The following is a 12,491-nucleotide window of genomic DNA, read 5'->3' as shown; positions in this document are numbered from 1 at the left end:
AATCTGATCAACCACCGCCAATTTAAAGGACAGTGAGTAATCTCGTTGTGTGCGCTTTACACCTTGTTCCATCTGACTCTCCGGAAATTCGGGATGGGAGGTGTAAACCTTATTCAGGACGGGACAAAGGCCACAAAAAAGCCCGCTGACCGTTTCCGGTTCAGCGGGCTTTTTGTCTGTGGATAACCTCAGAAGGCTTCGAGGCGCCAGACTTCATAAGCCGGCGTTTCGTAGGGATGGCTCTGCTTGAGCGCCATCACTACCCCGGCGATCAGTTCATCGGCCACCACCAGCTCGACCTTCCACTCCTCCACCCGCTCAACCTGGCCAGTCTGCCCGAGAAACGGCTGGCTGCCGTCCAACGGGCGGAACTGGCCCTGGCCGAGCACCTGCCAGGCGCACTGGTCATAAGCGCCGATACGACCGCCTCCGGCGGCGAACACGGCGCCCTTGACCTGCTCCACATGGCTTTGCGGGACGAAGAAGCTGAGCTTGTACATCAGCCTCAGTTCACCCAGACGCGAGCGTTGCGGAACATGCGCATCCAGGCGCCGTCTTCATTCCACTCTTCCGGACGCCAGGAGTTCTGCACGGCGCGGAACACCCGCTCCGGGTGCGGCATCATGATGGTGACGCGGCCATCACGGCTGGTCAGGCCAGTGATCCCGCGCGGCGAACCGTTGGGGTTGGCCGGGTAGCGCTCGGTGACCTTGCCGTGGTTGTCGACGAAGCGCAGGGCCACGCAACCGGACAGATCGGCTTCCAGCAGGGCTTCTTCGCTTTCGAATTCCGCATGGCCTTCGCCGTGGGCGATGGCGATCGGCATCCGCGAACCGGCCATGCCCTGGAGGAAGATCGAGTTCGATTCCTGTACCTGGACCATGGCCACACGGGCTTCGAACTGCTCGGAACGGTTGCGCACGAAGTGCGGCCAGAACTCGCTGCCCGGGATCAGCTCGTGCAGGTTGGACATCATCTGGCAACCGTTGCACACACCCAGGGTGAAGCTGTCGTTGCGTTCGAAGAAGCCCTGGAAGGCATCCCGCGCACGGCTGTTGAACAGTGCCGACTTGGCCCAGCCTTCGCCAGCGCCCAGCACGTCACCATAGGAGAAGCCACCGCAGGCAACCATGCCCTTGAAGTCGTTGAGGTCGACGCGACCGGCGAGGATATCGCTCATGTGCACGTCGATGGCGTTGAAGCCGGCGCGGTCGAAGGCCGCGGCCATTTCCACCTGGCCGTTGACGCCCTGCTCACGCAGCACCGCCACTTGCGGGCGCACGCCCTTCTTGATGTAAGGCGCGGCGATGTCCTGGTTGACGTCGAAGCCGAGCTTGACGCTCAGGCCCGGGTTGTCTTCTTCCAGCAGCACGTCGAATTCCTGCTCGGCGCATTCGGCGTTGTCCCGCAGGCGCTGGATCTGGTAGCTGGTCTCGGCCCACTGACGCTGCAGCAGACGACGCTGGCCGCTGAATACGCTTTCACCGTTGTAGGAGATGCTCACTTCGCCGTTGTTGATCGGCTGGCCGATCACCGCCACGCAGTCGCCGAGGCCGGCCGCGCTGAACTGGGCGAGCACGTCCGGGGTAGCGTCCTGACGCACCTGGATCACCGCGCCCAGTTCTTCGTTGAACAGGATGGCGGCGATTTCCCCGGCGTTTTCCGCCACGGCGTCCAGGCTCAGGTTCAGGCCGCAATGACCGGCGAAGGCCATTTCCACGGCGCTGACCAGCAGGCCGCCATCGGAACGGTCGTGGTAGGCCAGCAGGTGACCGTCGGCATTCAGGCCCTGGATCACTGCGAAGAAGGCTTTCAGGTCTTCGGCGTCATCAACGTCCGGAGCCTGCTTGCCGAGCTTGCCGTGGGTCTGGGCGAGGATCGAGGCGCCCATGCGGTTCTGCCCGCGACCCAGGTCGATCAGGATCAGGTCGGTGGTGCCCTTGTCCATGCGCAGTTGCGGGGTCAGGGTCTGGCGCACATCGGCCACTGGAGCGAAGCCGGTAACGATCAGCGACAGCGGCGAGGTGACGCTCTTGTCGGTGCCCTCTTCATTCCAGCGAGTGGCCATGGACATCGAGTCCTTGCCCACCGGAATGGTCAGGCCCAGCTCCGGGCACAGCTCCATGCCGACGGCCTTGACGGTGTCGTACAGGCGCGCATCTTCACCCGGGTGGCCGGCAGCGGACATCCAGTTGGCCGACAGCTTGATGTCGGAAATCTTGTTGATCCGCGAAGCGGCGATGTTGGTCAGGGTTTCGCCAATCGCCATGCGGCCCGAGGCCGGGGCGTCCAGCAGGGCCAGCGGCGTGCGCTCGCCCATGGCCATGGCTTCACCGGTGTAGACATCAAAGCTGGTGGCGGTCACGGCCACGTCGGCCACCGGCACCTGCCATGGGCCAACCATCTGGTCACGGGCCACGAGGCCGGTGATGGTGCGGTCGCCGATGGTGATCAGGAAGCTCTTGCTGGCCACGGCCGGGTGGTGCAGAACGCGCTCGATGCTCTCGGCGATATCCAGGGTGCTCGGGTCGAAGTCGTCGCCCAGCTCGGTTTCCCGCACGGCCGAACGGTGCATGCGCGGGGCCTTGCCCAGCAGCACTTCCAGCGGCATGTCCACCGGGCTGTTGCCGAAGTGGCTGTCGGTGACGGTCAGCTGTGGCTCGGCGGTGGCCTCGCCGACTACCGCGAACGGGCAGCGCTCGCGCTCGCAGATGGCCTTGAAGCGTTCGAAGTCCGCCGCGCCCACCGCCAGGACGTAACGCTCCTGGGATTCGTTGGACCAGATTTCGTGCGGGGCCATGCCCGGCTCGTCGTTGGGGATGTTGCGCAGTTCGAAGCGACCGCCACGGCCGCCGTCGTTGACCAGTTCCGGGAAGGCGTTGGACAGGCCACCGGCGCCGACGTCGTGGATAAAGCTGATGGGGTTGTGCTCACCCAGCTGCCAGCAACGGTCGATGACTTCCTGGCAACGGCGTTCCATTTCCGGGTTTTCACGCTGTACCGAGGCGAAATCCAGGTCTGCCGAGCTGGTGCCGGTGGCCATGGAGGAAGCCGCGCCACCGCCCAGGCCGATCAGCATGGCCGGGCCGCCGAGGACGATCAGCTTGGAGCCGACCTCGATCTCGCCCTTCTGCACGTGCTCGGCGCGGATGTTGCCCATGCCGCCTGCCAGCATGATCGGCTTGTGGTAGCCACGAACCTCTTCGCCGCGCGGGGTGGCGATGGACTGCTCGAAGGTACGGAAGTAGCCGGTCAGAGCCGGACGGCCGAATTCGTTGTTGAACGCCGCGCCGCCCAACGGGCCTTCGATCATGATGTCCAGCGCGGTGACGATGCGCTCGGGCTTGCCGTAAGGCACTTCCCACGGCTGCTGGAAGCCCGGGATCTGCAGGTTGGACACGGTGAAGCCGGTGAGGCCGGCCTTCGGCTTGGCCCCGCGACCGGTGGCGCCTTCGTCGCGGATCTCGCCACCGGAACCGGTGGACGCACCCGGGAACGGGGCAATCGCGGTCGGGTGGTTGTGGGTCTCGACCTTCATCAGGATGTGCACCGGCTCCTGCACCGCGCCGTACTGGCGGGTCTCGGGGTCCGGGAAGAAACGACCGGCAACGTTACCGACGATCACCGAAGCGTTGTCCTTGTAAGCGGACAGCACGCCTTCGCCGTGCATCTGGTAGGTGTTCTTGATCATGCCGAACAGGCTTTTTTCCTGGCTCTGGCCGTCGATGTCCCAACTGGCGTTGAAGATCTTGTGGCGGCAGTGCTCGGAGTTGGCCTGGGCGAACATCATCAGTTCGATGTCATGCGGATTACGCTTGAGGCCCTGGAAGGCGTTCATCAGGTAATCGATTTCGTCTTCGGCCAGGGCCAGGCCCAGTTCGCTGTTGGCCTGCTCGAGGGCAGCACGGCCACCGCCGAGGATGTCGATGGCGGTCAGCGGCTTGGCTTGGGCATGGCTGAACAGGCCGGCGGCCTGGTCCAGGTTGTCCACCACGATCTGGGTCATGCGGTCGTGCAGGGCATCGGCGAGCAATTGCGCATCGGCGTCGCTGAACTCACCGGCCACGTAGAAGGCGATGCCACGCTCCAGGCGCTGGACCTTGGCCAGGCCACAGTTGCGGGCAATATCGCTGGCCTTGCTCGACCACGGCGAGATGGTGCCAAAACGCGGCAACACCAGGAACAGGCGACCTGTAGGTTCTTGTACCGGAACGCTGGGGCCGTACTTCAGAAGGCGCGCGAGCACCTGCTGTTCGTCGCCGGTCAGGACGCCGGTAACTTCGGCGAAGTGAGCGAATTCAGCATACAGGCCACTGACAGCCGGAACCTTCTGGCTCAGTTGCTCAAGGAGTTTGCTGTGGCGAAAGGCAGAAAGGGCAGGAGCGCCGCGCAGGATCAACATCTTCGGGACAGCCTCGGGAAGGGGGTGTGCTTTGAGGCCGTGCATTCTAACGTAAACCGCTGGCATCGGCACTCGAAACGCAATCCCGCAGCGCGTCCGAACGTCGGTCCAGCTCCGCCTCCTTATAACAAAGGCTGATGAGGCTCATTGCCGCAGGTTATTTTCAACCTCGGATTCAACCCCGAGGCCCCATTCCCAAGGGCTCCAGCCCGGTGCGCCGCGTGCTAGCAGACCCGCCCTTCGCTGTCGAGATATGGCGCTTCTGATCCTTTGCGTATACTGCGCCAATGTTTTCCCCTATGGCTTTACGTCCACGCTGCGCCAAGTGGCTCATCGTAACCGGACTCTTCCTGATGCTCGGCGCCTGCGTTGAAAAACCCAGCACCCTAGAGCGCGTAAAGGAGGACGGTGTGCTGCGGGTGATCACCCGCAACAGCCCCGCCACCTACTTCCAGGATCGCAACGGCGAGACCGGCTTCGAGTACGAGCTGGTGAAGCGCTTCGCCGAGGACCTGGGGGTGGAGCTGAAAATCGAGACCGCCGACAACCTCGATGACCTGTTCGGCCAGCTGGGCCAACCCAAGGGCCCGGTGCTGGCGGCCGCCGGCCTGGTCAGCAGCGAGCAGCGCAAGCAGCAGGTGCGCTTTTCCCATCCGTACCTGGAAGTCACGCCGCAGATCATCTATCGCAACGGCCAGTCCCGCCCCACCACGGCCAAGGAACTGGTGGGCAAGCACATCATGGTGCTCAAGGGCAGCAGCCACGCCGAGCAGCTGGCCCAGCTCAAGACCCAGTACCCCGGCATCGAATACGAAGAGTCGGATGCCGTTGAAGTGGTGGACCTGCTGCGCATGGTGGACGAAGGGCAGATCGACCTGACCCTGGTGGACTCCAACGAACTGGCGATGAACCAGGTGTACTTCCCCAATGTGCGGGTGGCCTTCGACCTGGGCAACGCCCGCAGCCAGAGCTGGGCGGTGGCCGCCGGCGACGACAACAGCCTGCTCAACGAGATCAACAGCTTCCTCGACCGGGTGGAGAAGAACGGCACCCTGCAACGCCTCAAGGATCGCTACTACGGCCATGTCGATGTACTCGGTTATGTCGGCGCCTACACCTTTGCCCAGCACCTGCAGCAGCGCCTGCCCAAGTACGAGAAGCACTTCAAGGCCTCGGCCAAGGTAGAGAAGCTCGACTGGCGCCTGCTGGCCGCCGTGGGCTACCAGGAATCCATGTGGCAGGCCGAAGTCACCTCCAAGACCGGCGTGCGCGGCTTGATGATGCTGACCCAGAACACCGCCCAGGCCATGGGCGTGTCCAACCGCCTGGACCCCAAGCAGAGCATCAGCGGCGGCGCCAAGTACCTGGCCTATATCAAGGAACAGCTGGACGACAAGATCGAGGAGCCGGACCGCACCTGGTTCGCCCTGGCCGCCTACAACGTCGGCACCGGCCACCTGGATGACGCCCGCAAGCTGGCGGAACGCGAACGCTTGAACCCGAACAAGTGGCTGGATGTTAAGAAGATGCTGCCGCGCCTGTCGCAGAAGCAGTGGTACAGCAAGACCCGCTACGGCTACGCCCGCGGTGGCGAGCCGGTGCATTTCGTGGCCAACATCCGCCGCTACTACGACATTCTCACCTGGGTGACCCAGCCGCAGCTGGAAGGCGACCAGGTCGCCGAAGGCAACCTGCATGTGCCCGGGGTCAACAAGACCAAGCCGCCGGAAGAGAGCCCGCAGCTCTAGAAGACTGCGCCGGCAAGCCGGCTCCTACACGGGTCTTGTAGAAGCCGGCTTGCCGGCGAAGGTGACTCAGGCCTTGGCCGCCGCCAGAATCAGCGCCTTCATCTCCGCCACCGCGCCCTTGAAACCAACGAACAGCGCATGGGCCACCAGGGCGTGGCCGATGTTCAGCTCATTGATGCCCTTGATCGCCGCCACCGCCTCCACGTTGTGATAGTGCAGGCCGTGGCCGGCGTTGACGATCAGCCCCTGGGCCAGGCCCACGGCCACGCCATCGACGATACGCTGCAGCTCCTCGGCCACTTCGCTCGGGGTCTGTGCATCGGCGTAGCGCCCGGTGTGCAGTTCGATGGCCGGTGCGCCGACGCGCCGAGCGGCTTCGATCTGGCGCTCGTCGGCATCGATAAACAGCGACACCTCGGAGCCCAGCTGCGCCAGACGCTCCACCGCCGCCTTGATCCGCGCCTCTTGGCCGGCCACGTCCAGGCCGCCTTCGGTGGTCAGCTCCTGGCGGGTTTCCGGCACCAGACAGATATGCGCCGGGCGGATGCGCTCGGCAAAGGCCATCATCTCTTCGGTGATGCCCATCTCGAAGTTCATGCGGGTTTGCAGCACCTCCTTGAGCAGCAGCACATCGCGCTCCTGGATATGCCGGCGGTCTTCGCGCAGGTGCACGGTGATGCCGTCGGCGCCCGCCTCTTCCGCGTCCAGTGCCGCCTTGACCGGGTCCGGGTAACGGGTGCCCCGGGCCTGGCGCAGGGTGGCAACGTGGTCGATGTTCACGCCAAGAAGAATGCGATTGCTGGTGGTCACGAAAGCGCTCCTGAAGAAATGAGAATGCGGCGCACAGCATACGGGGAGAATAGGGTCGGTTGCCATTGGCTGACGCGCTGCCGGCCACCACGCGGGCGATCTAGGGCTTGCGGAACAACTCGCGACTGACCAGGGGCCGCCCGCCCAGGTGCACCGCCAGGGCCTGGCGCATCAAGCGCTTGGCCGCCGCCAGGGCGCCGGGAGCGCTCCAGTCGGCCTCGGCCATGGCCAGCAGTTCGGCACCATTGAACAGGCCTGGCTGCAGCAGGAACACCTGCTCCAGGCCGGCATCCACCTGCAGCCGGTACAGGCCGTCGGCAACAATGGGTGCGCCATGGATGTCGCTGTCCAGGGCAAAGCCATAGCCCAGGTCGTCCAGCAGGCGCCATTCGAAGGCCCGCAGCAGGGGCTCCAGGGGCCGGCCTTCGGCCAGGGCCAGCAGGGTGGCGGCGTAATGCTCGAACAGTGCGGGGTGGGGATCTTCCGCCGGCAACAGGCGAATCAGCAGCTCATTCAGGTACAGACCGCTGAACAGCGCTTCGCCATTGAGCCAGGTGGCAACGCCGGCACTTTCCATGCGCCCGACATTCTTCAGCTCGCTGCGGCCGCGAAACTCCACTTCCAGGGGCACGAAGGGCCGCGCCAGGGTGCCGGCCTTGCCCCGGGCACTGCGCAGCACGGCACGCAGGCGGCCTTGCGGGGTGAGGAAATCCACCAGGGCGCTGCTTTCGCGATAGGCGCGGCTGTGCAGGACGTAGGCGAGCTGGCCGAGAGGGGGGGTGCTGGACATCAGAAGCCGGGCCTCTGCAGAGAAAATGTGGCGGGAGATGGCAATCGCCGGGCTGCCTAAACTGAGCCTCGGCAGGGTTGGGGAGCGCTATGCGCTCCAGCGGGAGCAAGCTCCCTCGCCACTACCGCGGCGGCCCTCCCCCAACACAGGGGCGACTCAGAGGTCGCCGTAGCCCAGGGAGCGCAGGGCGCGCTCGTCGTCGGACCAGCCACCCTTGACCTTGACCCAGAGGTTGAGCATGACCTTGGAGTCGAACAGCAGTTCCATGTCCTTGCGCGCTTCCATGCCGATGCGCTTGATCCGCTCACCCTTGTCGCCAATGATGATTTTCTTCTGCCCGTCACGCTCCACCAGGATCAAGGCATGGATATGCAGGACGTGGCCCTGCTGCTTGAACTCTTCGATTTCCACGGTGATCTGGTACGGCAGCTCGGCCCCCAGCTGGCGCATGATCTTCTCGCGCACCAGTTCGGCGGCCAGGAAACGGCTGCTGCGGTCGGTGATCTGGTCTTCCGGGAAGAAGTGCTCGTTCTCCGGCAGGTGCTTGGCGATCAGGCCTTCCAGGGCGTCGAGGTTGTGCCCCTGCTGGGCCGAGACCGGCACGATCTCGGCGTTCGGCAGCTGCTCCTGCAGCCAGGTCAGGTGCGGCATCAGCTCGGCCTTGTCCTCGATGCGGTCGGTCTTGTTGATCGCCAGGATCACCGGGCCCTGCACGTACTGCACACGCTCCAGAACCAGCTGGTCTTCGTCGGTCCACTTGGTGCGGTCGACCACGAAGATCACCACGTCGACGTCTTTCAACGCCGCCGAAGCAGTCTTGTTCATGTAGCGGTTGAGCGCCTTCTCGTTGCTCTTGTGCATGCCGGGGGTGTCGACGTAGATCGCCTGGATATCACCCTCGGTCTTGATCCCGAGCATGTTGTGACGGGTGGTCTGGGGCTTGCGCGAAGTGATCGCCAGCTTCTGCCCGAGGATGTGGTTGAGCAGCGTCGACTTGCCCACGTTGGGGCGGCCGACGATGGCGACATAGCCACAGCGTGTTGCGGTTGAATCAGTCATGGCCATTCTCCACGCCCAGGGCAATCAGGGCGGCGGCGGCCGCAACCTGTTCGGCAATGCGTCGGCTGACGCCCTGCCCTCGGCTTTTTTCATTCAATAGGGTGACTTCACATTCGACGAAGAATGTCCGGCAGTGCGGCTCGCCCTGGATATCCACCACTTCGTAGCGTGGCAGTTCGCAGGCGCGGGACTGGAGGAACTCCTGCAGCCGGGTCTTGGGGTCCTTGTTGGTGTCCACCAGGGTCAGGCTCTCGAACTCCGAGGCCAGCCAGGACAGCACGCGGTCACGGGCAGTTTCCATGCCGGCGTCCAGGTAGATAGCACCGATCAGGGCTTCCAGGGCATCGGCAAGGATCGATTCGCGACGGAAACCACCGCTCTTGAGCTCACCGGAACCCAGGCGCAGGTATTCGCCCAGGTCGAAACCACGGGCCAGTACCGCCAGGGTTTCACCCTTCACCAGGCGCGCGCGCAAACGCGACAGCTGGCCTTCGCGGGCCTGGGGAAAGCGCTCGAACAGCGCTTCACCGGCGACGAAGTTGAGGATCGCATCCCCGAGGAATTCCAGGCGCTCGTTGTTGCGCCCGGCAAAGCTGCGGTGAGTGAGGGCCAGCAGCATCAGCTCCTGGTCCTTGAAGGAATAACCGAGCTGGCGCTCGAGACGACTCAAAGAAACGCTCACGGTTTGCCCACGCTGGTTTCGCTGTGGAAACTCACCATCCCAGGGGCCGCGCACGAGGTGCGGGTAGCAATTAACGCTGTGTTCAAATCCACATCCTGAATATCGTTGACTGCATGCTGCTGGCAATACACCTGCTACGGGCTGCCTGAAGGCCAGGCCGTTTTATGCAAGAGCCAGAAAAGCATTCGGCGCTGTGTTCAACAGCGCCGTGAGTGATTACTTGATCAGGCCAACCCGCGAGAAATTCGGCAGGTGGCTGAGTTTCGGTTCGGGCCAGCTCATCCAGACCGCGAAGGCCTTGCCGACGATATTCTTGTCGGGAACCATGCCTAGCAGATCCTTGGGAATACTTGGATCGTCCCAGTAGCGACTGTCGTTAGAGTTGTCGCGGTTGTCGCCCATCATGAAGTAGTGCCCGGCAGGCACCACCCAACGACCTTCCGGAGTCGGCCGGTAGCGGTTCATTTCCTTGCGGATCAGGTGCTCGGCCTCGCCGAGTTGTTCCTTGTACAGCTCCGAGCTGCCCAGGGTACCGGGCTCGGCGCCCACCAGTTGCTCGGCCACCGACTGGCCGTTGACGAACAGGCGCTTGTCGGCGGTGTAGCGCACTTCATCACCCGGCAGGCCGACCACACGCTTGATGTAGTTGACGTTAGGGTCGCTTGGGTAGCGGAACACCATCACATCGCCGCGCTGCGGTTCACCGACGTCGATGATCTTCTTGTCGATCACCGGCAGGCGGATGCCGTAGGAAAACTTGCTCACCAGGATAAAGTCGCCCACATCCAGGGTCGGCTTCATCGAACCCGAGGGAATCTGGAACGGCTCCACCAGGAACGAACGCAGCACCAGCACCAGAAACAGCACCGGAAAGAACGACTTGCCGTATTCCACCAGCAAGGGCTCCTTGCTCAGCTTTTCCACCACCAGCCCGTCCGGCTGGCTGACGCTGCCCTGATAGTTGGCAATGGCGGCACGCCGACGCGGCGCCAGGAACACCAGGTCGAGCAACCCCAAGAGACCGCAGACAAAGACAGCAATGACCAGCAACAGCGGGAAATTTAGTGACATAGGACCTAACTATCCAACCTGAGCACCGCAAGGAAGGCGTCTTGTGGAATTTCCACGTTGCCCACTTGCTTCATGCGTTTCTTACCAGCCTTCTGCTTTTCCAACAGCTTGCGCTTACGGCTGACGTCGCCACCGTAGCATTTGGCCAGTACGTTCTTTCTGAGGGCCTTGACGGTTGTCCGCGCGATAATCTGCCCGCCGATGGCGGCCTGGATTGCCACGTCAAACATCTGCCGAGGAATCAGTTCTTTCATCTTCTCGGTCAACGCACGCCCTTTGTAGTGGGCGTTGTCGCGGTGCACGATCAATGCCAGGGCATCGACCTTGTCACCGTTGATCATTACATCCAGCTTGACCAGATTAGCCGACTGGTAGCGATCGAAATGGTAATCCAGCGAAGCATAGCCGCGGCTGGTGGACTTCAGGCGATCGAAGAAGTCCAGTACCACTTCGTTCATCGGCAGGTCGTAGGTCACCTGCACCTGGGAACCGAGGAACAGCATGTCGCGCTGCACGCCGCGTTTCTCGATGCACAGGGTTATGACGTTGCCCAGGTGCTCCTGCGGCACAAGGATATTGGCCCGCACGATCGGCTCACGCATGTCTTCGATGGAAGACAGGTCGGGCAGCTTCGACGGGTTATCGACATAGATGGTTTCACCGTTCTTGAGCAGCAGCTCGAAGATTACCGTCGGCGCGGTGGTGATCAGATCCAGGTCGTATTCGCGCTCCAGGCGCTCCTGGATGATCTCCATGTGCAGCATGCCGAGGAACCCGCAACGGAAGCCGAAGCCCAGGGCGTCGGAGCTTTCCGGGGTGTACTGCAGGGACGAGTCGTTGAGGGTGAGCTTCTGCAGGGCTTCGCGGAAATCCTCGAAGTCATCGGAGCTGACCGGGAACAGACCGGCATAGACCTGCGGCTGGATGCGCTTGAAGCCTGGCAGCACGGCCACGTCCGGGGTCGAGCTGAGGGTCAGGGTGTCACCCACTGGCGCCCCGTGAATGTCCTTGATGCCGGCGATGATAAAGCCCACTTCACCGGCCTTGAGATCAACGGTGGCGGTGTGCTTCGGGTTGAATACACCGACGCTGTCCACCAGGTGGACCTTGCCGGTGGACTTGACCAGGATCTTGTCGCCCTTCTTCACCCTGCCATGACGCACACGCACCAGGGACACGACGCCCAGGTAGTTGTCGAACCAGGAGTCGATGATCAGCGCTTGCAGCGGGTCTTCGATATTGCCGGTAGGGGCCGGAATGGTGGTTACCAGGCGCTCGAGCACCTCGTCCACGCCCAGGCCGGTCTTGGCGCTGCAGGTCACGGCGTCGGTGGCGTCGATGCCGATGATTTTCTCGATCTCTTCCTTGACCCGCTCCGGCTCGGCCTGGGGCAGGTCGATCTTGTTCAGCACCGGCATCACTTCCAGGCCCTGCTCGATGGCGGTGTAGCAGTTGGCAACCGACTGGGCTTCCACGCCCTGGCCGGCATCCACCACCAGCAGCGCGCCTTCACAGGCCGCCAGGGAGCGACTGACTTCATAGGTGAAGTCGACGTGGCCCGGGGTATCGATGAAGTTCAGCTGGTAGGTCACGCCGTCGCGCGCCTTGTAGTAGAGGGTTACGCTGTGCGCCTTGATGGTGATCCCGCGCTCACGTTCAAGGTCCATGGAGTCCAGAACCTGGGCTTCCATTTCGCGATCGGCCAAGCCGCCGCACATCTGGATGAACCGATCGGCCAGAGTCGACTTGCCATGGTCAATGTGGGCGATGATGGAGAAATTGCGGATATGACTCAAATCACTCACGGATGAACACTCAAAAAGGCTGCAGGCATGGCCCGCCGAAAAATAGCCGGGAATTGTACCTGATACTCGGCACGAGCGTCACGCTCGCCGGTCAGCGTTTGTCAAATGCAAAAACGCCCCGATC

At 63.1% G+C, this 12,491-nt stretch carries 9 protein-coding genes; 1 reads left to right on the top strand and 8 read right to left on the bottom strand.

The features are described 5' to 3' along the window. Window positions 1–188: 188 nt before the first annotated feature. Window positions 189–500, bottom strand: a complete 312-nt coding sequence (locus J4P02_RS20660) for an NGG1p interacting factor NIF3 (RefSeq protein ID WP_426193652.1) — start codon at window positions 498–500, stop codon at window positions 189–191. Between the two features lie 5 nt (window positions 501–505). Next, window positions 506–4,402 (bottom strand): phosphoribosylformylglycinamidine synthase, encoded by a 3,897-nt coding sequence (gene purL, locus J4P02_RS20655; RefSeq protein ID WP_426193650.1) that lies wholly within the window; start codon window positions 4,400–4,402, stop codon window positions 506–508. Window positions 4,403–4,689: 287 nt separating this feature from the next. On the opposite strand from purL, the gene mltF reads away from it, so the two are divergent. Continuing rightward, window positions 4,690–6,150: a membrane-bound lytic murein transglycosylase MltF gene (gene mltF, locus J4P02_RS20650; protein WP_426193648.1), complete on the top strand. Its 1,461-nt coding sequence runs from the start codon at window positions 4,690–4,692 to the stop codon at window positions 6,148–6,150. 66 nt (window positions 6,151–6,216) lie between these two features. Here mltF and pdxJ read toward each other — a convergent pair whose 3' ends face one another. The 6 genes from pdxJ to lepA all read right to left on the bottom strand — a co-directional run bounded on the left by pdxJ (window position 6,217) and on the right by lepA (window position 12,367). Beyond that, window positions 6,217–6,960: a pyridoxine 5'-phosphate synthase gene (pdxJ, locus tag J4P02_RS20645; RefSeq protein ID WP_426193646.1), complete on the bottom strand. Its 744-nt coding sequence runs from the start codon at window positions 6,958–6,960 to the stop codon at window positions 6,217–6,219. A 100-nt stretch (window positions 6,961–7,060) separates the two neighbouring features. Continuing rightward, window positions 7,061–7,750, bottom strand: a complete 690-nt coding sequence (recO, locus tag J4P02_RS20640; RefSeq protein ID WP_426193644.1) for a DNA repair protein RecO — start codon at window positions 7,748–7,750, stop codon at window positions 7,061–7,063. 156 nt (window positions 7,751–7,906) lie between these two features. Then, entirely contained in the window at window positions 7,907–8,809 is a 903-nt protein-coding gene (gene era / locus J4P02_RS20635) for a GTPase Era (protein WP_426193642.1), read from the bottom strand. Next, window positions 8,802–9,491: a ribonuclease III gene (rnc, locus tag J4P02_RS20630; protein ID WP_011059421.1), complete on the bottom strand. Its 690-nt coding sequence runs from the start codon at window positions 9,489–9,491 to the stop codon at window positions 8,802–8,804. Before rnc ends, era begins: the two co-directional genes overlap by 8 nt. Before the next feature lie 216 nt (window positions 9,492–9,707). Continuing rightward, complete coding sequence (gene lepB, locus J4P02_RS20625) at window positions 9,708–10,562, bottom strand: signal peptidase I (protein ID WP_426193639.1); 855 nt, start codon at window positions 10,560–10,562, stop codon at window positions 9,708–9,710. 5 nt (window positions 10,563–10,567) lie between these two features. After that, complete coding sequence (gene lepA / locus J4P02_RS20620; RefSeq protein ID WP_426193637.1) at window positions 10,568–12,367, bottom strand: translation elongation factor 4; 1,800 nt, start codon at window positions 12,365–12,367, stop codon at window positions 10,568–10,570. Window positions 12,368–12,491 lie beyond the last annotated feature (124 nt).

It is taken from the genome of Pseudomonas sp. NFXW11 (assembly GCF_049887815.1).
Lineage (GTDB): Bacteria > Pseudomonadota > Gammaproteobacteria > Pseudomonadales > Pseudomonadaceae > Aquipseudomonas.
The sequence above is the reverse complement of the archived record's forward strand: the minus strand, read 5'-3'. Positions and strand labels throughout refer to the sequence as shown.

Excerpts from the sequence above, each read along its gene's own strand:
- J4P02_RS20660 (WP_426193652.1), bottom strand. The coding sequence starts at position 500 with ATGTACAAGCTCAGCTTCTTCGTCCCGCAAAGCCATGTGGAGCAGGTC.
- purL (WP_426193650.1), bottom strand. The coding sequence starts at position 4,402 with ATGTTGATCCTGCGCGGCGCTCCTGCCCTTTCTGCCTTTCGCCACAGC.
- mltF (WP_426193648.1), top strand. The coding sequence starts at position 4,690 with ATGTTTTCCCCTATGGCTTTACGTCCACGCTGCGCCAAGTGGCTCATC.
- recO (WP_426193644.1), bottom strand. The coding sequence starts at position 7,750 with ATGTCCAGCACCCCCCCTCTCGGCCAGCTCGCCTACGTCCTGCACAGC.
- era (WP_426193642.1), bottom strand. The coding sequence starts at position 8,809 with ATGACTGATTCAACCGCAACACGCTGTGGCTATGTCGCCATCGTCGGC.
- lepB (WP_426193639.1), bottom strand. The coding sequence starts at position 10,562 with ATGTCACTAAATTTCCCGCTGTTGCTGGTCATTGCTGTCTTTGTCTGC.